This window comes from Palleniella muris, from assembly GCF_004792655.1.
Lineage (GTDB): Bacteria > Bacteroidota > Bacteroidia > Bacteroidales > Bacteroidaceae > Prevotella > Prevotella muris_A.
Window position 1 is genome coordinate 26,455 of the sequence record NZ_SRZC01000020.1, and the last position, 20,850, is coordinate 47,304.

General features: G+C 47.3%; 18 protein-coding genes, 1 tRNA gene and 1 pseudogene. 10 read left to right on the forward strand and 10 right to left on the reverse strand.

Going from position 1 to position 20,850, the window contains the following annotated elements:
- Positions 1–268: 268 nt before the first annotated feature.
- Together E5358_RS11415 and kdsA are read right to left on the reverse strand one after the other, a co-directional pair.
- Positions 269–1,231: a KpsF/GutQ family sugar-phosphate isomerase gene (locus E5358_RS11415; protein WP_135940310.1), complete on the reverse strand. Its 963-nt coding sequence runs from the start codon at positions 1,229–1,231 to the stop codon at positions 269–271.
- 56 nt (positions 1,232–1,287) lie between these two features.
- Positions 1,288–2,049 (reverse strand): 3-deoxy-8-phosphooctulonate synthase, encoded by a 762-nt coding sequence (gene kdsA / locus E5358_RS11420; RefSeq protein WP_135940311.1) that lies wholly within the window; start codon positions 2,047–2,049, stop codon positions 1,288–1,290.
- A gap of 418 nt (positions 2,050–2,467) precedes the next feature.
- On the opposite strand from kdsA, the gene E5358_RS11425 reads away from it, so the two are divergent.
- From E5358_RS11425 to ilvC, 6 genes are all read left to right on the forward strand, one after another.
- Positions 2,468–3,421, forward strand: a complete 954-nt coding sequence (locus tag E5358_RS11425) for a D-2-hydroxyacid dehydrogenase (RefSeq protein ID WP_135940312.1) — start codon at positions 2,468–2,470, stop codon at positions 3,419–3,421.
- Positions 3,422–3,560: 139 nt separating this feature from the next.
- Positions 3,561–5,363 carry a dihydroxy-acid dehydratase gene (gene ilvD / locus E5358_RS11430; RefSeq protein WP_135940313.1) on the forward strand — a complete coding sequence of 601 codons (1,803 nt, stop codon included), beginning with the start codon at positions 3,561–3,563 and terminating at the stop codon, positions 5,361–5,363.
- A gap of 9 nt (positions 5,364–5,372) precedes the next feature.
- Positions 5,373–7,070 carry a biosynthetic-type acetolactate synthase large subunit gene (gene ilvB / locus E5358_RS11435; protein ID WP_135940314.1) on the forward strand — a complete coding sequence of 566 codons (1,698 nt, stop codon included), beginning with the start codon at positions 5,373–5,375 and terminating at the stop codon, positions 7,068–7,070.
- Between the two features lie 410 nt (positions 7,071–7,480).
- On the forward strand, positions 7,481–8,026 hold the full coding sequence (gene ilvN, locus E5358_RS11440; protein WP_277821279.1) for an acetolactate synthase small subunit: 546 nt from the start codon (positions 7,481–7,483) through the stop codon (positions 8,024–8,026).
- A gap of 23 nt (positions 8,027–8,049) precedes the next feature.
- Positions 8,050–8,859 carry an acyl-[acyl-carrier-protein] thioesterase gene (locus E5358_RS11445; protein ID WP_277821277.1) on the forward strand — a complete coding sequence of 270 codons (810 nt, stop codon included), beginning with the start codon at positions 8,050–8,052 and terminating at the stop codon, positions 8,857–8,859.
- Positions 8,860–8,888: 29 nt separating this feature from the next.
- Positions 8,889–9,932 (forward strand): ketol-acid reductoisomerase, encoded by a 1,044-nt coding sequence (ilvC, locus tag E5358_RS11450; protein ID WP_135940316.1) that lies wholly within the window; start codon positions 8,889–8,891, stop codon positions 9,930–9,932.
- Positions 9,933–10,124: 192 nt separating this feature from the next.
- Here the strand turns inward: ilvC and E5358_RS11455 are convergent.
- Both E5358_RS11455 and E5358_RS11460 read right to left on the reverse strand, forming a co-directional pair.
- Positions 10,125–11,045, reverse strand: a pseudogene (locus E5358_RS11455) (IS982 family transposase).
- A 103-nt stretch (positions 11,046–11,148) separates the two neighbouring features.
- Entirely contained in the window at positions 11,149–11,535 is a 387-nt protein-coding gene (locus tag E5358_RS11460) for a hypothetical protein (protein ID WP_135940317.1), read from the reverse strand.
- Positions 11,536–11,943: 408 nt separating this feature from the next.
- On the opposite strand from E5358_RS11460, the gene E5358_RS11465 reads away from it, so the two are divergent.
- Positions 11,944–12,576: a hypothetical protein gene (locus E5358_RS11465; protein WP_135940318.1), complete on the forward strand. Its 633-nt coding sequence runs from the start codon at positions 11,944–11,946 to the stop codon at positions 12,574–12,576.
- Positions 12,573–12,854 (forward strand): winged helix-turn-helix domain-containing protein, encoded by a 282-nt coding sequence (locus E5358_RS11470; protein ID WP_135940319.1) that lies wholly within the window; start codon positions 12,573–12,575, stop codon positions 12,852–12,854. Before E5358_RS11465 ends, E5358_RS11470 begins: the two co-directional genes overlap by 4 nt.
- A gap of 157 nt (positions 12,855–13,011) precedes the next feature.
- Here the strand turns inward: E5358_RS11470 and E5358_RS11475 are convergent.
- The 5 genes from E5358_RS11475 to E5358_RS11495 form a co-directional block, all read right to left on the reverse strand.
- Positions 13,012–13,099: transfer RNA gene (locus tag E5358_RS11475), tRNA-Ser, on the reverse strand.
- A 302-nt stretch (positions 13,100–13,401) separates the two neighbouring features.
- Positions 13,402–15,036, reverse strand: a complete 1,635-nt coding sequence (locus E5358_RS11480) for a family 43 glycosylhydrolase (RefSeq protein WP_135940320.1) — start codon at positions 15,034–15,036, stop codon at positions 13,402–13,404.
- A 20-nt stretch (positions 15,037–15,056) separates the two neighbouring features.
- Positions 15,057–16,145 carry a DNA polymerase IV gene (gene dinB, locus E5358_RS11485; protein ID WP_422121078.1) on the reverse strand — a complete coding sequence of 363 codons (1,089 nt, stop codon included), beginning with the start codon at positions 16,143–16,145 and terminating at the stop codon, positions 15,057–15,059.
- A 177-nt stretch (positions 16,146–16,322) separates the two neighbouring features.
- Complete coding sequence (locus tag E5358_RS11490) at positions 16,323–16,964, reverse strand: HAD family hydrolase (RefSeq protein WP_135940322.1); 642 nt, start codon at positions 16,962–16,964, stop codon at positions 16,323–16,325.
- 56 nt (positions 16,965–17,020) lie between these two features.
- Positions 17,021–18,097 carry a diacylglycerol/lipid kinase family protein gene (locus E5358_RS11495; protein WP_135940323.1) on the reverse strand — a complete coding sequence of 359 codons (1,077 nt, stop codon included), beginning with the start codon at positions 18,095–18,097 and terminating at the stop codon, positions 17,021–17,023.
- A gap of 211 nt (positions 18,098–18,308) precedes the next feature.
- Between E5358_RS11495 and spt the strand changes: the two genes are divergently transcribed.
- Entirely contained in the window at positions 18,309–19,496 is a 1,188-nt protein-coding gene (gene spt / locus E5358_RS11500) for a serine palmitoyltransferase (RefSeq protein WP_135940324.1), read from the forward strand.
- Between the two features lie 483 nt (positions 19,497–19,979).
- Here the strand turns inward: spt and E5358_RS11505 are convergent, their stop codons facing one another.
- Positions 19,980–20,528 (reverse strand): DUF4893 domain-containing protein, encoded by a 549-nt coding sequence (locus E5358_RS11505; RefSeq protein WP_168354652.1) that lies wholly within the window; start codon positions 20,526–20,528, stop codon positions 19,980–19,982.
- Positions 20,529–20,586: 58 nt separating this feature from the next.
- Between E5358_RS11505 and E5358_RS15410 the strand changes: the two genes are divergently transcribed.
- On the forward strand, positions 20,587–20,850 hold the full coding sequence (locus tag E5358_RS15410) for a hypothetical protein (protein ID WP_277821278.1): 264 nt from the start codon (positions 20,587–20,589) through the stop codon (positions 20,848–20,850).

Below are 20,850 nucleotides of genomic sequence, written 5' to 3' on the forward strand. Positions count from 1 at the left end.
TTATTTATTTGTGTCCGGTAAAACACAAAATACATCTCTGATTGTGCACGCAATGTATGGATGTTTTTGTGCAGAAAACCGCGTTAGCGGTGACAAGACAAACCCCTTTTGAAGAAAACCTCATAAGATGGTGATATACAAGAGCTTTGCTGCATGTCATTGTTTTTTTTACCGGACAACAATAATTTTTATTGTTACAAAACCCTTTGGGAATTACGCCACATGTTGCAGTGTTGACTTTTGTTGCCTGTCGATAACCGGTGCTTCTTTACACCATGCACGAATAATGGTCTACCACTCCGAGAAGTCGGTGGTCATCGTCTGTAACAAGCACACTGTGGATTTTATGCTCGTGCATTATGTTTTGGATTTCCGATATCTTTGCCGTCGGAGCCACACACTTCGGTTCCCGGGTCATAATATCATCGACAGTATGGTTAAAGAACTCAGCCTGCCATTTCTCCATGGCACGCCTGATGTCGCCATCTGTTATGATTCCAATGACTTTCCCGTCTTTAAGTGCCACGCCAAGCCCGAGTTTTCCTTTGCTGACATGTATGATAGCCTCTCCAAGATGCATCTCTTGCGGAATTATAGGCATGTCATCCGTGCGCATGACATCGCGTGCTGTCGTGAGAAGCCTTTTGCCAAGTTCCCCTCCGGGGTGGAACTGTGCAAAGTCGCGCGGCTTGAAGTCACGCACCTGCATGAGTGCCACAGCCAGAGCGTCGCCCATGACAAGCTGCGCCGTTGTGCTGCTTGTCGGTGCAAGATTAAGCGGACAAGCCTCTTTCTCCACCTTCGTGTTGAGATGTACTGTACTGTATTTTGAAAGTAACGAGTCCGGGTTGCCGCTCATGGCTATTATCGGAATGTTCATGTGCAGTACCATAGGTATGAATCGAAGCAGTTCGTCAGTCTGTCCGGAGTTGCTTATTGCGAGGACAATGTCATCCTGTGTCATCACTCCAAGGTCACCGTGGAACACGTCCAATGGGTTGATGAAGAATGACGGTGTACCTGTACTTGACAGTGTCGCCGCTATTTTTGCCCCGATATGCCCGCTCTTTCCGACACCGGTCACAATAACCTTGCCGTGGCATTCGTGTATCATCCTTATGGCACGCTCAAAGTTTTCGTCAAGGCTTGGTATCATGTTCAGCACTGCCTGTGCTTCCTCTTTCATGCATGCGATGGCATAATCGCGTGCTTTGGATAGTCTGTCATTCATTTTTATTGTACGTTTTTGTCAGAAACGCTGTTTATTTTACAATATGTCGGTCATTGTCAATCCGCGATAACCAATTCCTTTATGAGAGATTCGAGTTTCTCCAATTCGAGCATGTTCGCTGCATCACTCAGCCCGTTGTCAGGGTCAGGATGCACCTCGAAGAAATATCCCGTGGCACCGAATGCCTTTGCGGCCTTTGCCATTGCAGGGACAAACCTCCGGTCGCCACCTGTTTTCCATCCACCGGCTCCGGGACGCTGCACGCTGTGTGTACAGTCCATAATCACGCGTGGGACGATGTCAAGCATGTCAGGTATGTTTCTGAAATCCACAACAAGGTTGTTGTAGCCGAAACAGTTGCCACGCTCGGTGAGCCACACGTCCTTAGCACCCGCTTCAAGCGCTTTCTCGACAGGATACCGCATGTCTTGTCCGCTAAGGAATTGCGCTTTCTTGATGTTCACCGTGCGCCCCGTCTTTGCAGCAGCCACCAGCAAGTCAGTCTGCCGGCAAAGGAAAGCCGGAATCTGGATTATGTCACACACCTCAGCCACGACCTCAGCCTGTTGGCTTTCGTGTATGTCAGTAAGTATTTGAAGACCATACTTGTCCTTGATGTCGCCGAGCATCCTCATGCCCTGTTCTATGCCGGGACCTCGGAATGATTTTATGGATGTACGGTTAGCCTTGTCGAAACTTGCCTTGAAGACAATGTTTGTGGACAAGCGGCTGTTGATTCTCGTGATTTCCTTGGCAATGATGTCAAGAAGTTCTGCCGATTCTATGACACATGGTCCGGCGATGAATATTGGTTTCATAATATGTCTGTTGTTTATGAAATGTGCTTTGTTTGCATATCCATGGGCAAAGGTACTGATTTTTTTTGTATTGCGGCCATTGATTGTTGCTTTTTTTGTTTGCGTATGCTGACATTTTTGTTGTGCAGACGCAATCATTGCCGACAGCGATAATTATCATGTATTTTTTTTGGAAAGTCGGATGATTTTTGTATCTTTGCAGATGTGCAAGGGCAAAGGTAACGCTTTACTGTGCCAAAGGTGGCACTTTGCATTGTGAATGCTAACCTTTTGCATGGTCAAAGGTAACCTTTTGAAATGTTATTTTACCTGTTTTGCATAATGTGTTGTGTATAAGTATGTTGTGCAGTGTCGTTAAATTGAAATGGATGATAACGCTTGTTGTGGATAATCATAAAATTTCACATTAATATATATTATGAAGATAGTAGTTCTTGACGGATATACAGTCAATCCCGGCGACATCAGCTGGGACGAGATTAGCAATCTCGGAGATTTCGTTTGCTATGACCGCACCGCTGCCGAGGACGTTGTCGAGCGTTCATTGGATGCGGACATAATCCTTACAAACAAGGTGGTGATAGGCAAAAAGGAGATGGACAGTCTGCCGAAGCTGAGATATATCGGTGTGCTGGCTACCGGTTACAATGTCGTGGACTATCGGTATGCCCGTGAGAAAGGCATCACGGTAACCAATATTCCTGCTTACAGCACTGATTCTGTAGCTCAGATGGTCTTTGCCCATCTGCTCAATGTTGTCAACGGTGCAGCCCATTATGCTGACGAAAACCGTCGCGGGCGCTGGTGCTCCTCACCGGATTTCAGCTATCAGGATGTGCCTCAGCGTGAGTTGGCGCAGATGACTATCGGGATATTCGGTCTTGGAAACATCGGTAGGAAAGTGGCAGAGATAGCACATGCTTTCGGCATGGATGTCATGGCTGTGACGAGCAAGGAGCAGGATAGGCTGCCTGAGTATGTACGGAAAGTGACATGGGAAACCATGCTTTCGGGCTGTGATGTCATCTCCCTGCACAGTCCGCTTGCCGATGACACGTTTGAGATGATTAATGCCGGCACCCTCGGGCGTATGCGTAATGGCTGCATACTTATGAATATGAGTCGCGGGCCGTTGGTGAATGAGCAGGATGTAGCCAATGCACTTGCCTGCGGCATTCTCGGGGCATATTGTGCCGATGTGCTGTCCGTTGAACCTCCAAGTGCGGAAAACCCTCTTCTGAAGGCTCCGCGCTGCTATCTTACCCCGCATATTGCTTGGGCGACAGTGGAGGCAAGACAACGTTTGGTACATATATGTGCCCAAAATATTTGTGAATTTGTTAGAAAAACGCCGCAAAATGTGATAAACTGAAAGTAAAATACAAATTTCTGCTTAAAGTTTTGGTGGATAACAGATTTTTGACTAACTTTGCAATATGATTGTGGGAGCATGCCTTTCATGGCGCACTTCCGTCAAGTTTGGTAAAAAGGAAATAAAGATACAACAGATTATGAAACATAAACTCCGCAGTGCTGTCTGTACAGAGGGACGCCGTATGGCCGGTGCCAGAGCCCTTTGGGTAGCCAATGGTATGAAGCGTGAGCAGTTTGGCAAACCGATTATAGCCATTGTCAATTCGTTCACACAGTTTGTTCCGGGACATACACATCTACATGAAATCGGTCAGATAGTAAAGGGTGAGATTGAGAGCATGGGATGCTATGCCGCCGAGTTCAACACCATTGCGGTTGATGACGGCATAGCCATGGGGCATGACGGCATGCTTTATTCGCTGCCTTCGCGTGATGTCATAGCGGACTCTGTGGAGTATATGGTCAACGCCCATAAGGCGGATGCCATGATTTGCATCTCGAATTGTGACAAGGTCACTCCGGGTATGCTTATGGCAGCCATGCGCCTTAACATCCCTGCTGTGTTTGTCTCCGGCGGACCTATGGAGGCAGGAAAGTGGAAAGGTGAGAATGCCGACCTTATAACGGCTATGGTTAAGGGCGGCGACCCTACGGTCAGTGATGAGGAACTTGCTCAGATAGAGAACTGCGCATGCCCCGGTTGCGGTGCTTGTTCAGGTATGTTCACAGCCAATTCCATGAATTCTCTTACTGAGGCGATAGGGCTTTCGCTTCCGGGAAACGGCTCAATATTGGCAACTCATGTCAATCGTATACAGTTGTTCAAGGATGCTGCGCGCCAGATTGTCAAGAATGCTTTGGCATACTATGAGGAGGGGGACGATTCAGTCCTGCCGCGTTCCATTGCCACCCGTCAGGCTTTCCTTAACGCCATGACGCTTGACATAGCCATGGGGGCATCTACCAACACCGTGCTTCATCTCCTTGCTGTCGCTCAGGAAGGAGAAGTGGAGTTCAGCATGTCAGACATCGATGCCCTTTCACGCAAAGTTCCTTTCCTTTGCAAACTCGCTCCTAACTGGCAGAAATACAGTATTCAGGAGGAAAATCGTGCCGGTGGTATTCTCGGTATCCTCGGTGAGCTTGCCAAGGGTGACCTTCTTGATCTCTCATGCAAGCGTGTCAACGGTGCAACACTCGGCGATGACATCAAGAAATACAGCATAACGGGAAGCGAGATTGACCCGGAGGCAGACCGCATCTACCGTTCCGCACCGGGAGGAAAGTTCTCTACAAAAATGGGTTCACAGGATACACGCTGGGAAACTCTTGATACAGACCGCGTTAACGGTTGCATTCGTGACATAGAGCATGCCTACACAAAGGATGGCGGTATGGCAGTACTCTTCGGAAACATAGCACAGGACGGCTGTGTGGTGAAGACTGCCGGCGTTGCTCCTGAGCTTTGGCATTTTGAAGGTCCTGCGGTAGTGTTTGATTCTCAGGAAGATGCCTGTGAGGGAATCCTTGGCGGAAAGGTGAAGAAGGGCGATTGCGTCGTGATAACTCACGAAGGGCCGAAGGGGGGACCGGGCATGCAGGAGATGCTTTATCCTACTTCCTACATCAAGTCGATGCACATGGGCAAGGAGTGTGCGCTGATTACCGACGGCCGTTTCTCCGGTGGAACTTCAGGACTGTCGATAGGGCATATCTCTCCGGAGGCAGCCAATGGCGGCAATATAGGAAAAATCAAGGACGGCGATATAATTGTAATAGACATACCAACCCGTTCCATAAATGTGAAACTTTCAGATGATGAACTTGCAGCCCGTCCGCAACAGCCATTGAAGCGCAATCGCGTTGTGTCAAAAGCTCTCCGTGCTTACGCCCAATCGGTATCTTCGGCAGATAAGGGTGGTGTAAGGATAATTGACTAAATAAGGAAAATGACAGAAAAGATTTCAGGAGCAGAGGCATTGATGCGCTCACTTGAGCATGAGGGTGTGGACACGCTTTTCGGTTATCCGGGTGGCGCGATTATGCCGACATTTGATGCTTTGTATGACCATAGAGACAGATTGAACCATATTCTTGTCCGTCATGAGCAGGCGGCTGTGCATGCGGCACAGGGCTATGCGCGTGTCAGTGGCAAGGTGGGCTGTGCGCTTGTCACATCGGGACCGGGTGCTATGAACACCATAACGGGCATTGCCGATGCGATGATAGACTCCACTCCGCTTGTCGTCATCTGCGGTCAGGTGGGTGCGGCAATGCTTGGCACGGATGCTTTTCAGGAGATTGATGTTGTAGGTGTTACACAGCCGATTTCCAAATGGAACTATCAGATTCGCCGTGCCGAGGATATTCCATGGGCTGTTGCTCGCGCTTTCTACATCGCTCGGAGCGGACGTCCCGGTCCTGTGGTGCTGGATTTCGCAAAGAATGCCCAGACGGCGATGTTTGAATATGAGCCGCAGCATGTGAATTTCATACGCAGCTACAACCCTAATCCGCTTTCCGACGTGTCCACAATCCAAGAGGCGGCACGCATGATTAACGAGAGTGTGAAGCCGTTCATGCTTGTCGGTCAGGGTGTTGAGATAGCCGGAGCGCGTGAGGAACTGCTTGCTCTCTGTGAGAAAGCGCAGATTCCTTTCGGACAGACAATGCTTGGACTGTCGGTTGCGCCTACCGACCATCCGCTGAACATGGGCATGCTTGGCATGCACGGTAACCTTGCGCCGAATGTGATGACCAACCAATGCGACCTGCTGATAGCTGTCGGTATGCGTTTTGATGACCGTGTCACAGGCAATCTGAAGACATACGCCAAGCAGGCGAAGGTCATACATTTTGAGATAGACCCTTCTGAGGTCAACAAGAATGTGAAAGTCAGCCTTGCTGTGCTTGGCAACTGCAAGCAGACCCTTGCCGATGTCCTGCCGTATGTTGACGAGGCGAAGCATGATGCATGGATTGACGGATTCAAACCTTATGCCGAGAAAGAATACAATAAAGTGATTTCTCCGGCACTTAACCCCACAGAAGGCCCTCTGCTTATGGGCGAGGTTGTGCGCAAGGTCAGTGAATTGTCCAATAATGAGGCTGTTCTTGTGACGGATGTCGGGCAGAATCAGATGTTCGGATGCCGCTATTTCAAGTACACCAAGCCTCGCTCTGTAGTCACTTCCGGTGGTGCCGGCACAATGGGATTCGGCATTCCGGCGGCAATAGGCGCGACATTCGGTGCTCCTGACCGTACAGTATGCATGTTCTGCGGTGACGGCGGATTCCAGATGACGATACAGGAACTGGGCACAATAATGGAGCAGCAGTGCCCTGTCAAAATGATTATCTTGAACAATAACTATCTTGGCAATGTCCGCCAATGGCAGTATATGTTCTTCAATAAGCGGTATTCGTTCACTCCGATGCTCAATCCTGATTATGAGAAGATTGCAGAAGGCTATGGCATTCCTTGCCGAACCGTCATTGACCGCAAGGACCTTGACGCTGCTGTTCATGAGATGCTGTCAACAGAGGGGCCATACATACTTCAGTGTGCGGTGAAGGAAGAGGACAATGTTCTGCCAATGACACCTCCGGGCGGAAGTGTCGATGAGATGCTTCTGGAGGTGAACTAACGGATTGTTCCATAAGTAACTGTTGGAAATTAGTTTTAGTATAAACATAACTTAAATATAAAGTAATTTACAATAGTTACTTAAAGACAAACATATTGTCATAACAAGAAAACAGAAAAATGGAAACGAATAAGAATGTCGGTGCTGCGGAATGTGGCGATTGCAACACTTGCGGAAAGTGTGATGAACAGCAGGAGATTACTCCGGAGCTGCGTGGATTCAATGATGCAGTGCGTGCAGCTGCTTCCAAGGATTACAATTCTTATGAGAAGAATCTTGCCCGTCAGCGCAGGGCAACACTTGAGGTGGATTCTGCCAAAGGGACACAGTATGAGCGCTTTTCACGCAATGCCGTGGTGCGCCCTTCCGTTCCGGGGCATGAGGGTGCGCTTCTCAACAGCCGTGCCGGACTGACATTGTACACGCTGATAATATATTCCGAGAACTATGCCGGCATACTGAACCAGATAACTGCTGTCTTCACGCGCCGCCAGGTGAATATAGAGTCTCTCAATGTTTCGTCATCCTCGACTCCCGGTGTGCATAAGTACACAATCACCTGCTATTGCAAGAAGGAAATGGCAGAGATGCTTGTCAAGCAGATTGAGAAGAAGATTGATGTCCTGCAGGCAAACTGCTTTGTCGATGACGAGATATTCATGGTCGAGACATCGCTGTTCAAGTTATCTACTCCCATGGTTCTTGCCAATCAGGAAATATCCCGCAGTGTGCGGCACGCCTCTGCACGAATGGTGGAAGTTAACCCTACATATACCATTGTGGAAAAGACGGGTGTCACGGAGGAGGTGCTTGGGCTGTTCAAGCAGTTGGATGGTTTTGGCTGTGTCCTCCAGTTCGTGCGCTCAGGACGCATAGCAATCACACGCTCTTGCATAGAGCGCCTTGACCAGTATCTCACACAACGTGAGGAAGAGCGTGACAACCAAATAGAATAATTAATCCTTGACACAGTAGTAATATGCAGACATCCATAGAGGAAAGATTGGAAAAGTGGGGCAGAGTGGGGCGTTACGAGAATGTGGCGGAGCCATTCCACTGTGATGTTGGTCACAGTCTCTTTATGGGACATCTCGGCAACCATCTGCTCAATGCGGCAGATTTCCACTCCTCCGACAGAGGTTTTGGAATGAAGTTCCTTAACACAGTTAACAAGACTTGGGTGCTGTCACGCCTTGTAATCGAGATGACGGACATGCCGAAGCAGTATGAGCATTTCTTTGTCGAGACATGGGTGGAATCGGCGATGCGCTATTTCACAAACCGTAATTTCCGCATAGAGTCTCATGACGGTCGCTCCATAGGCTACGGTCGCTCCATTTGGGCCCTCATAGACACTGAGACACGGCAGCCATGCAACCTGATGGACATCCGCGACGGTGAAATAGCCTGTTGGGTAGATGCAGACAAAGAATGCCCGATAGCCAAGCCGGGAAGGGTGAAAATGTCCAAGGACGTACCTATGGTAGCGGAGATTGCAGCGAAATACAGCGACATAGATGTCAACGGACATGTCAATTCAGTGAAGTACATAGAGCATGTGCTTGACCTCTTCCCACTGGACTTCTATCAGGACAAGTTCCTCTCCCGCTTCGAGATAGCCTATGTTGCAGAATCCCATGCCGGCGACACATTGCGCTTCTATAAGGAGCAGATGTCCGAAAACGAATATGAGGTGCGTATCACCAAAGCCGTATATGATGACGAGAATAATGCTTCAGAGACGGAATGTGTGCGCTCATCAGTGAAATTTATAGAGAAAAACAAATAATCATACATAACAATCAAAATTATCACACTATGGCAAAAATGAATTTTGGTGGCGTTATCGAGGAGGTAATGACACGTGAGGAATTCCCACTTGAAAAAGCTCGTGAAGTACTTAAGGACGAGAAGATAGCGGTTATCGGTTATGGAGTACAGGGACCGGGACAGGCTTGCAACCTTCGCGACAACGGTTTCGACGTCATTGTCGGCCAGCGTCAGGGCAAGACCTTCGAGAAGGCCATCGCCGACGGTTGGGTTCCGGGCGAGACACTCTTCTCCATCGAAGAAGCTGCCGAGAAGGCATCCATCGTCATGTGCCTGCTCTCTGATGCGGCAGTGATGTCCGTATGGCCTACATTGCAGCAGTATCTCACTCCGGGCAAGGCTCTCTACTTCTCCCACGGCTTCGCCATAACATGGTCTGACCGCACAGGCTGTGTACCTTCAAAGGACATCGATGTCATCATGGTAGCCCCTAAGGGATCGGGAACATCACTCCGTACAATGTTCCTCGAGGGACGCGGACTTAACTCTTCTTATGCTGTTTACAACGACGCTACAGGTCGTGCTTGGGAGCGCACCATAGCCCTCGGCATCGGTATCGGCTCAGGCTATCTCTTCGAGACAACATTCCAGCGTGAGGCAACATCCGACCTTACAGGCGAGCGCGGCTCACTGATGGGCGCCATCCAGGGACTGCTCCTTGCACAGTACGAGGTGCTCCGTGAGAACGGACACACTCCTTCCGAGGCATTCAACGAGACCGTCGAGGAACTGACACAGTCACTCATGCCACTCTTTGCCGCCAAGGGAATGGACTGGATGTACGCCAACTGCTCTACAACAGCGCAGCGCGGTGCACTCGACTGGATGGGTCCTTTCCACGACGCATGCAAGCCGGTGGTGGAGAAGCTCTACGCTTCCGTCAAGTCAGGCAATGAGGCACAGATCTCCATTGACGCAAACTCAAAGCCTGACTATCGCGTAGGACTTGAGAAAGAACTCGCTGCCCTCCGTGAGTCAGAGATGTGGCGCACAGCAGAGGTTGTACGCCAGCTCCGCCCGGAAAACAACTGATAATGTGTTTAGCCATTTAGCATTAATAGGTGTGTGCGATGGTGGAACAAATGAGATGCGCTCCCTTCCCAAAAGGTTGTCAGAACCTTAGGAAGAGAGCGCATTCGTTTGTCTGTTTTAATCATTCCGAAACTTGTGTGGGAATAATGATGTTCCCACGCAATTATACGCAAGTTCGGGCTAATAAATCATTTAAAATAGCTCCATCTGGCTTGATTTCTCCACATGCACGGGCATAGCCTCGGGCTTGTTGTCAAAGAAGCAGTATGCAGTCAGTGCCGATCAGATGTTCATTATGAAGTTGTGCACAGACCTGTGCCTTGAATGTACAATCTCCGCCTTGTTCTTCAGCAGGTCATTGATGCATTCGATGACATACCTCTTCCTCAGCATTATCTTGTCATACATTGGCATGAGCTTGTTCTTCATGTTCGCCTTCAGTCCATGGACAAGGTGTATCCCGTTGCTGAAGAGACTTTCGAAGAGTTCCTTCTTGATATCCCCCCTGTCGGCAAAGACCTTCCCATAAAGCTCCTTTGTGAACACGCTCCATGCCCTGTCGTCCCTGTCATCAACGTTAGCGCCTGTAAGACAGAATGTTATGACCTCACCTCTGTCGTTGCACATAAGATGCAGCTTGAATCCGTGGCACCCCCCCATGGTCCCCTTTCCATCCGTGGCAAGACCTTCGAACACCTTGTTGAAACAGCGCCTCACGTTATGGCACACCGGAATCATCGTGCTGTCAACGAACGTTATCCCAGAGCACTTGCCGAAAGCCTGCAGCCTCATGAAAAGCATAAGAGGGAAGAAGACGCGCGGCATGAGTTCCACGAAGCGGTTGTAGGATACGGCGGAAGGGAAATCCTTGGCAAGATGCCCCTTGATGAAGAACATGTAGTAGTGCTTGAAATTGGCGAATGTGCCGAAATGGTAGCATACAAGGATTGTCATTATCTCGCTCTCGGACATCATGCATTCACGCTTCCTGCGCTTGCGACCGTCCATGTCAGAAAGGCGCAAATACATGTTTTTTTCAAGTTCTGCGTGCAATTTCTTTGAAAACTCGTCGATAATACAGAAAATTTCAGTAACTTTGCAAGTGGTAATCATCGCTTATGTTTTTAGTATGTTATTGATTTTCATTTACAAATATACAAAATATTTGCGAGATTACCAACTTTTTCGGGGACTTTCTTATCCCGAACTCGCGTAATTATGGCAATGATTTGATTCTTGTTAATGAGAAGGTTTCATCATTAGTGTTGTCATACATAACCAATTTTTCTGATGTTAGTGTTTTTATGGTAAAAAGAGCCTTTGCAGATCCATGAGATGCAATCATAGTATTGCCTTTGACTGTATAACTGTAAGCTACAGACTCGTCTATTTCTTTGTAGTAATACCATCTATAGATGAAATCGCCTGAGGTTGTGAACTCCCAGATGAGATTATCATCACTATTGAACTCCGGATCCTCTGCCCATATACCAACCAGTTCGGAAGGAATTGCTGCATTGTTTTCCTCATCGTCATCACTGCACGATGTGAATACTGTAACCATTGCTAACATAGCAATCATTAAAAATAAATACTTTTTCATTGTATATGTTTTTTATGTTCCTTCCGCTCCTCAAAGGATGTTTTGTTATAGAGACGTGGAGCTGTATGAACCACGTCTTAACGAACTTGGCGGTAGGAAAAGCCATAAAGGAAAGAATGGAACAACAGCTCCACGCATATACTACGTGGAGACTATAACGCCTCTTTTTTACTAAAATGTCGCTGATAAGGATATAATATCCAAATCTGTTTGCAGATTTAGTAAAAAACTTTCAAACTCCAAAGAAAACAAAGATAAATATGATTTTTCTATAAAATAATTTGGTTTGTAAAATAAACTTTATTACCTTTGCATCAGAATCAAGAGCGGAAACGCGCGACCGCTCTTTTTTCAGAAGATAACGGTTTATAAAATAAACCTAATTTCAAACTCTTAAAACTTTTGATCATGAACGACAAAAAACTTACCCCACAGGAGAGTATGGAACTGATTACCTCCATGATTCAGAATTCCAAACAGCGTGTTGCTATGCCTGACCTCCGTATTTCAGTTATGTGGGCGGTTGTTACAATTCTGACTGCTGCCATTACATGGGTTCTTATTACTGTTACGCACAATCCTTGGTTCAACTTTGTCTGGTTCGCTATTCCTGCCATTGGAATACCTGCAAACATATTTCTTGCATCCAAGGCAGACCGTATAAAGACAGCCAAAACATATGTTGATTATGCAACAGACAGGCTGTGGCAAATTGTAGGTTATATTGCTATCGGTATCAGTATTGGTTGTTTCATTGCCCAACAATGTGGATACCCGCAAGCATGGCTTGCCATGTTGTTCTATGCTTTTATCATTGTAGGTTTCGGGGCAACCATAACCGGTGTGCTTCTAAAAGAGAATTCATACGTTTTCGGTGGTCTGTTTTCTGTTTTTTCAGGAGCAGCAGTGATTATCTGTACCCTTTGCCGCATCCAATTGCTGTATTCATGGGTAATACCACTCTACATGCTCTGTTTTCTTCTGATGTTCATCGTTCCGGCATTTGTTATAGCCAAGAAAATAAAAAGTAGAGAAAAATGAAAGAGCTTGACCCATTGTTGCACTCTCAACTGAGATTGGCTGTAATGTCAATTCTTATGAATGTGGAAGAAGCTGATTTTGTCTATCTCAGAGAAAAAACAAGTTCTACAGCCGGGAATCTCAGTGTGCAGCTTGACAAACTTTCTTCGGTCGGATACATTGTGTTGGAGAAAGGGTTTGTAGGAAAGAAGACCCGAACCGTTTGCCGTGTGACAGACTATGGACGTAAGGCTTTTGAGCAATATGTTAAGGACCTGAAGCAACTACTTAATTTATAGTATTCTTGTGTAACGTAAATTGGTCCATGACTTGAAGGCATGCCTGCAAGTCATGGACCAATTTGTTCTGTAAAACATTGTCTGCAGAAAACGTGACATTGGTAAAATGCAAAAAGGACTCAGTACTTTTGCACCAAGTCCTTTTTATTCATTTTTGCGGAGAGAACAGGATTCGAACCTGCGAATCGGTTTTGCCGATTACACGCTTTCCAGGCGTGCCTCTTCAACCACTCGAGCACCTCTCCAAGGCATGTTTTTGCGTTTAGCGATGCAAAGGTAGCAATAATTTTCTGTATATGCGGTAAATGGCGGGGATTATTAGAATATTTTAAGAAATCTGTTTGCATGCCTTGTTTTGCTGTCCAAATCTTTTTTATGATTTCTTGCATATATCAGTACCGCCACAACAGAAAAATACATTTCTTGTTTAACAGTCTCGAGTTTGCCGAGTCAGCGACTCGGCAAACTCTTGTCGCTGACTCGGGAAAATACTCTTTTCTGGATGTTGTTTTAGTGTTGTTGGGGGCGCTTGTTTTCTGCGGCAGGTTTACTCGCGTACGAGAGTAATGTCGTCCACAAGGCAGCGTGCGTTGGCATTGCCTTTGGCGTGGATGCCAATCTTCACTTTGCCACCAGTCAGGCGGATTCCCTTCAGTTCGACGGTCTGCCATTCGCCCTTTTGCTTTTTGGCAGAGGTCTTGAACGTGCGTCCTCCTGTCTCGGCGAAGAGCTGGAGTTGCTTCAGTGGCTGCTCTATCTTGACTTTTGCCGTCAGAGTGTAGCTGCCGTCAGCCAAAGGCACGTATGGCGTGGCGGTTATCTCCTGGCTGACACGACGCTCGAAATGTTGGCGGTCAGTGATGAGAAGTGCCATTTCGCCGACGGTTTGCCGTCTGTCCTCTCGGCTTTTCGCGTGGTTAAGGCGAGGGGAGAGTGTGTCTGCCACAGTGGCGACGCTGCCCTTCAGGAATTCCGTTGTCCACCCTGTGAGGTACTCTTGGCGAGGCTTTGCGGCGAGAGGGATAATCCTGCGGTCGGCATCGAAGCTGCCGTTTATGGCGAAATTGTTCTTGCTGCCGACGCTCCATGAGGCGTTCTTCGGGTCAAGATGCCATTCCGAGAGGGAGTTGAAATGAGGGACTTCCCCGTCAAATGACAATGGCACCCATTGGTTGTAGCCTATGCCGTTGCCTGCGAACTCCGCCCAGCGGTCGCCGCAGTACAGGACAAGTTCGCCGTTTGTCCCACGCAGTGTGTAGAAAAAGCCCGTTTGCGAGAGGTGGGCATAGTCACGCTCGCTGCCCGGCATTATCTGCATGGCGTTGCTTATGTTCAGCGGATAGTCGTTGTCCGGGCGTTTGTAGTAGGCAATCGCCTCACGGTAGGGGCCTTTCACATTGTCGGCGACAAGGAAATAGGCATAGGAACAGTCCCAGCCGTAGAGGTTTGAGGCGCAGAGATAGTACTTTCCGCCATACTTGAACATGCAGTTTCCTTCGCGGCCTGCTCCATCATAGACCTTTGTGCAGTCCAAAAGACCGATTGAGTCGTCCTTTGTGCGTCCGATTTCCGCTACGAAGATGCGGTTGCGCCCGTTGCCTTTGCTGCACACCAAGTAACCTTTGCCTGTGTCCTCATCCACGAAAACAGTCTGGTCGCCGGTGTTTGTCGTGCCCACCATGTCCTGCATGTTTATCAGTCTGCCCCATTTGAACGGGCCGGCTGGATTGGCAGACTCGGCTACAAGCACCCGGCTGCCGCACTGCACGAACATGGCGTAGACACTGTCCACCTTTACTACGCCGAGTCGTCCCAGCCATGTCTGTCCCGCATGCTTGTCAATCTCCTCATGGCTGACGGCCTCGCCAAGGGATTTCCAGTTGACCAAATCGTCAGAGACGTAGCATGTCACGCAATCATATTGCGCATTCGGCAGAGTGACCGAAGGGTCTTTGCGGTATTCCTCCGCAGCATAGTATTTCACGCCGTACCAGTAATAGCGCATTTTCTTTGTCTCCGGGTCTTCAAAGCGGAATATGCCTCCGCCTTGCGAATAGATTGTCTCCCCGTCGACTGTCTGCCGGAAGCAATCATTGCGTATTGTTCTTTCTGTGTTTTCAGGCTTTGCGAAACCATTTGCCATGGAGGCTGCAATAGCCAAAAGCATTAGGAATTGTTTCATTTTCAGTTTGTTTTGTGGTTTTATTTTAGTCCGAGTTCTTGCTCTATCCAGTTTGTTTTGTGGAGCAGTTCGTCACGTTGGTTGGATACACTGAGCCCCAAAAGCCGGATTTTATGCTCCTTGTCAAACTCTACATCGGCGAGAAGTCTTTTGGCAACAGGGAGTATGTTTTTCATGTTTGAGAACACGGTGCTGCCGGTATGGCTTCTTGTTATTTGCGTGAAATCATGATATTTCACTTTAAGTGTCAGTGTATATCCTTCAAATCCCGATTTGTCAAGCCGACGTATGAGTTCTTCGGCAATATGGTAGAGTTCGATGATTACAGCCGATTTCTTGTAGATGTCCTTCTCGAATGTTGTCTCACATCCGACACTCTTGCGCTCCCTTTCGGCAATCACGGGGCGCTCGTCTATGCCACGGGAAAAATTGTAGTACACCCTGCCTGCTTTGCCAAACTCCTTTGTCAGCCCTTGCAGTGACCATTGGCGCAACTGGAATCCGCAGTTTATCCCTAATTGGTGCATGCGCCTTGCCGTGATGTTGCCGACTCCCCAGAATTTCTCTATCGGTAAGGAAGCTATGAAGTCAAGCGCTTTTTCAGGTTGGATTACGCATAGTCCGTCCGGTTTGTTGTAGTCGGATGCAATCTTTGCGAGAAACTTGCAGTAGGACACTCCTGCTGATGCTGTGAGTGCCAGACGTTCTTTTATTTTTTGCTTTATCTCGCATGCTGTCTGTGTGGCAGAGACATTCCCATGTTTGTTGCTTGTGACATCGAGGAATGCCTCGTCGAGAGATATCGGTTCGATGAGGTCGGTGTATTCATGGAATATCTCATGTATCTGTTTTGACACGCGCTTGTATTTGTCATGGTCTCCTTTGATGACAATAAGCTCCGGGCAAAGTTCCAAGGCACGCTTTGTGGACATTGCGGAGTGCACGCCGGATTTCCTTGCTTCATAGCTTGCCGTTGACAGCACTCCACGGTCGGAGAGTCCGCCAACGGCACACGGCTTGCCTCTGAGTTCGGGATTGTCCCTTTGCTCCACAGAGGCATAGTAGCTGTCCATGTCGATATGAATGATTTTGCGTGTCAATTCTGTTATGTTAAGTAACTATTGTAAATTACTTTATATTTAAGTTATGTTTGTACTAAAACTTGTTCTTTTCCGCCGCTTAGTGCTTGTCACTCAGTCACAATGCCCGCATTGCTCCTTCGGCTCCGCACACTAATCGACTAAAAAACAACTGCGTTTTAGTATAAACTAATTTCCAACAGTTACTTACCTTATCTCGTCGAGCAATTTGCTGAAAGAGTCAATCATGGCAGAAGGGTGGGATGATGCGATGCGTTCTGCCGGGTGGTTGCCGTAAGTGATGGCTATGGTACGGCATCCGGCACTGTTTCCCATTTCGATGTCAAACGTTGTGTCGCCCACGACAAGAGCCTCGCCGGCATTGATGTGCATCCGTTCCAAAAGTGCCAGCACCATGTCCGGCGCCGGTTTGGGTGCAAGATTGTCAGAGTTGGTTATCTTCGTTTCAAAGAATCTCCCTATATCGTGGTGTTGGAGAATCATGTCCAAAGACTCAACGTTCCTTGATGTGCATATCGCAAGCCTTATGCCTTTGTCGTGCAGGCTTTGCAGTGTCTCCTTCACTTCGGGGAATATGGTGATGAGCGAAGCCTCCACTGTGGCAAACAGGCGGCGGTAGATCTCTGTGGCTCTGTCAGTATCCTTGTCATCAAGCCCGTTCAGTATTTGCAATGCCTTTGGCAATGGGAGTCCGATAGTGGCGCGCATGTCCTGCTCCGAAGGTATTGGCAGTCCCATTTCTTGGAAAGTGCACTCCATAGTCTTAACAATCCCCGGTGCTGTGTCTGCCAGAGTTCCGTCAAAATCAAAAAGAATAGCTTTTACCATGGTTCGTTTTTATATTAGTGTTCTTGTTTGTATGATTCAAAAAACAAGCCCAACTGTCAAAGGTTAAGCTTGTTTTGTATCGTTTTGCTTATTTGTTGCACTTTCTTTCCCTGCTTCGAGATGTCCGAGGCTACTTCTTCGCTTACCCCTTTCACGGCGTCGGTCACCTCCATTCGTGCCGAATGGATAGAGGAAAGGAACTCGCTGAACGCCGATTGCATCTTCGATGGCTGGCGCTTCTTTCTGTCTGCGTCAGGGTTTGTCACGATTTTTATTCCTTTCTCGCGTATGGAGATGTCAAGGTCAGAATCAGCCATTATCGGGTCGCCGTCATAATGTATGACTCCCGGTTCTGTGCGGTGGATGCGCACATGCTTGGAGCGGAAAGTCTTTATCTTAGAATTCTTGTCAAGTGTCTTGTTGAACATGTCTATCGACACCTGTGCAGCCTCAAGCATGTCAAACGGTTCCATGATGATGATGTCCATCAGCCCGTCACGCATGGAAGCCTGTGGTGCTATGTAGGCATCATTGCCATATTGCGACGCGTTGGCTATGGATATGAGGAACGCCTCATGCTTCTTTGTGCCATTCTCGTCCTCTATGATATATGTCTCTGGCTTGTACTTCAGCCCTTCCTTCAGCACATTCTCGACATAAGTGATGGGGCCGCGCTTGCCGGCGTTTGCGAATTTCATGGATATGAAAGCGTCAAACCCCATGCCGCATGTGCAGAAGAAAGGCATGGAGTTTATCACGCCATAGTCAAGGTCATGGATTTCGCATTTGTTGATTACCTCAATTGCACCCTTTGCATTCAGTGGCAGCATCAGGTGGCGTGCAAGACCGTTGCCGGAGCCGCATGGGATTATGCCGAGAGCCGTATGCGTGTTGACAATGGCACGCGCCACCTCATTGACGGTGCCGTCTCCGCCGACAGCGACAGCAATGTCGTAGTTCTCCTCGACAGCTTTGCGAGCCAGTTCCGAGGCATGCCCCGCATATTTTGTCTCAGCTATGGTGTAACAAAATTTGTCCTTGTCAAGAATCGTGTCAATAAGGTTGGGAATCCCGGCCTTGCTGATTGTCCCGGAAATAGGATTGAGTATGAAAACAATTTTCTTTTTATCCATAATTGAAATATGTGCAGCAGATGACAAAAAGATTGTCACTCACTGTGGCATTTAGTTGCAAAATTACTAAAAAAATCAATGATTTGCGCAATAGATATAAAATATTTTTACATGAAATGCACTTTTTTTACTCCTTTGTGTACTTTATTAAAGTTTTTTTGTACCTTTGCATACAGAAAAATCATATTATACGAAAGTATACCTATATAAAATGGGACAATTATCAGAAAAATTCAAGAGTTATCGTCTGCCACAGAAGTTTATGGAGGCAGGTGTGTATCCTTATTTCCGTGAGATACTCGGCAGGCAGGGTACAGAGGTGGAAATGGGAGGTCATAAGGTGCTTATGTTCGGCTCAAATGCATATACAGGTCTTGTTGGTGACAACCGCATCTGCGAGGCTGCCAAGGCAGCAATAGACAAGTATGGTACAGGTTGTGCCGGCAGCCGTTTTCTTAATGGCACGCTTGACATACACGTGAAACTGGAAAAGGACCTTGCGGAATTCGTGCATAAGGATGAGGCTTTGTGCTTCTCAACAGGATTCTCTGTTAACGCAGGCGTCATTGCTATGGTTTGTGGTCGTGAGGACTATATCATCTGTGACGACCGCGACCATGCTTCCATTGTTGATGGCCGCCGACTCAGTTTTGCAAAGCAGTTGAAATACAAGCATAACGACATGGAAGACCTTGAGAACATCCTCAAGAAACTTCCTTACGAGGCTGTGAAACTTATCGTTGTCGATGGTGTCTTCTCCATGGAGGGCGACCTTGCCAACCTCCCTGCGATAGTGGAACTGAAGCATAAGTACAACTGCTCTATAATGGTTGACGAGGCTCACGGTCTTGGTGTGTTCGGCAAGAACGGACGCGGTGTGTGTGACCATTTCGGACTTACGGACGAGGTTGACCTCATCATGGGCACATTCTCCAAGTCTCTTGCTTCTATCGGCGGTTTCATTGCCGGCGATTGGGACACAATCAATTTCCTGCGTCATAGTGCGCGCACATACATCTTCTCAGCGTCAAACACTCCTGCAGCGACAGCAGCAGCGCAGAAGGCTCTCGATATTCTTAAGGAAGAGCCGGAGATTATAGAGAAATTATGGGATGTGACCAATTATGCCCTTAAGCGTTTCAAGGAAGAGGGCTTTGAGATTGGCGATACAGAGTCACCAATCATTCCGCTTTATGTGCGTGATGTTGACAAGACATTCCTCATAACAGCACTTGCTTTCGAGCGTGGTGTGTTCATCAACCCTGTTGTGCCACCGGCTTGCGCTCCGACAGATACGCTTGTGAGATATGCTCTCATGGCAACTCACACAAAAGAGCAGGTTGACCGCTCAGTGGAAATCCTGAAGCAGATATTTGTGGAGCAGGGTGTGATCAAATAGTCCTTGCGCAAAGTTTATTTGCTAATATGTTCGTGAAAGCGAACCTCGTTTTATAAAAATATCTCCTTGCAAACCGGCAATGTGCCATGTGCAAGGAGATATTTTTATATTGTTATCGTCCGGAAAAAAAACAATGACAAGCACCAAACTCTTATATATCATCATTTTATGAGGTTTTCTTCAAAATGGGCTTGTCTTGCAAACCGCTAACGCGGTTCTCTGCACAGGAACATCTGGATATTGCGCGCGCAATCAGAGATGTATTTTGTGTTTTACCGACACCAATATATTTTTTTTGTTGTAATGTTGTGGGATGTAGATTGTCACTTTTGATACCCATTTGACCGGCGTCGCGAAAGGTATCACTTTGTAGGGCAGATTGTTACTTTTTGCGTTGTAAAGTGTTATCTTTTGCGGGATAAAGTGACACCTTTTGCTCTGTTGTTTGTAATCCGGTGAAAATCAAATGGTTAATATTGTTTGCTATTTTGTGAATTCGTAGATTTCAAAATCCCTGTATGGCCTGACAAACAGCATTATCAGTTTGTTGTCATTTATCTTGTAAAGCGTGCCGGCAACAGAGTTCCGGCTTCCGTATTCTGTTTGTGGCTCATCGTTCACAGACCATCCGCCAAGGAATATCATTGATGTTGGCTTGTTGGCATATATGAATCCCGATTTGCGTTGGCTGCCGGCTGTCTTTTCAAAGAATGGTTTGCCGTCTTGTTTTGTGAAGCGGCAGGCGAAGTAGTGGTAGGTGAATATTCCGTTGTTGTTTACTTGTATGGAGCGCACGCGATGATACCCGCGTAAATCTTCAAGTGAAATTTCATGTTCTTTTTGGTTTAAAAGTTTCTCGACAGCCTTACGGTTCTTGATGCCATGATCACTGTTGTCAAGTGTTGACAATATGCCCAGTGCCTTTTCCTTGCACATTACCAACGCGTCGTAGTCGTCATGTAAGATTGTACCTCTTAGTGACGGGCTGACATAAGACTCCTCCAATGCCTTTGCTGACATTTCTCTTTGCATGCCATTGTTGCTGCTTTGGGCACACAAATTTATGTCTTGGAATAACAATAAGATTGTAATGGCTAATATCGTTTTTGTCATTTTTTTTGATGTCGTGGTTGTTATGGAAATTTCCAATGCAAAGGTAATAATTCAATCTGAATGGCGCAAACTTTTCCGGCTAAACATCAAACAATGTGGATGTGATATTAATAATATAATGTATATAGTCCGGAAAAGGATTGATTTATGTCTAATCATTGACGAAGATGTAAAAAAAACGCTTTATAATTTGCATGGTTCGGAAAAAAGCAGTAACTTTGCATTCGCAATTCGGGGATGA

Coding starts and splice junctions, on each gene's coding strand:
- E5358_RS11415 (WP_135940310.1), bottom strand. CDS start 1,231: ATGAATGACAGACTATCCAAAGCACGCGATTATGCCATCGCATGCATG.
- kdsA (WP_135940311.1), bottom strand. CDS start 2,049: ATGAAACCAATATTCATCGCCGGACCATGTGTCATAGAATCGGCAGAA.
- E5358_RS11425 (WP_135940312.1), top strand. CDS start 2,468: ATGAAGATAGTAGTTCTTGACGGATATACAGTCAATCCCGGCGACATC.
- ilvD (WP_135940313.1), top strand. CDS start 3,561: ATGAAACATAAACTCCGCAGTGCTGTCTGTACAGAGGGACGCCGTATG.
- ilvB (WP_135940314.1), top strand. CDS start 5,373: ATGACAGAAAAGATTTCAGGAGCAGAGGCATTGATGCGCTCACTTGAG.
- E5358_RS11445 (WP_277821277.1), top strand. CDS start 8,050: ATGCAGACATCCATAGAGGAAAGATTGGAAAAGTGGGGCAGAGTGGGG.
- ilvC (WP_135940316.1), top strand. CDS start 8,889: ATGGCAAAAATGAATTTTGGTGGCGTTATCGAGGAGGTAATGACACGT.
- E5358_RS11460 (WP_135940317.1), bottom strand. CDS start 11,535: ATGAAAAAGTATTTATTTTTAATGATTGCTATGTTAGCAATGGTTACA.
- E5358_RS11465 (WP_135940318.1), top strand. CDS start 11,944: ATGAACGACAAAAAACTTACCCCACAGGAGAGTATGGAACTGATTACC.
- E5358_RS11470 (WP_135940319.1), top strand. CDS start 12,573: ATGAAAGAGCTTGACCCATTGTTGCACTCTCAACTGAGATTGGCTGTA.
- E5358_RS11480 (WP_135940320.1), bottom strand. CDS start 15,036: ATGAAACAATTCCTAATGCTTTTGGCTATTGCAGCCTCCATGGCAAAT.
- E5358_RS11490 (WP_135940322.1), bottom strand. CDS start 16,964: ATGGTAAAAGCTATTCTTTTTGATTTTGACGGAACTCTGGCAGACACA.
- E5358_RS11495 (WP_135940323.1), bottom strand. CDS start 18,097: ATGGATAAAAAGAAAATTGTTTTCATACTCAATCCTATTTCCGGGACA.
- spt (WP_135940324.1), top strand. CDS start 18,309: ATGGGACAATTATCAGAAAAATTCAAGAGTTATCGTCTGCCACAGAAG.
- E5358_RS11505 (WP_168354652.1), bottom strand. CDS start 20,528: ATGCAAAGAGAAATGTCAGCAAAGGCATTGGAGGAGTCTTATGTCAGC.
- E5358_RS15410 (WP_277821278.1), top strand. CDS start 20,587: ATGGCTAATATCGTTTTTGTCATTTTTTTTGATGTCGTGGTTGTTATG.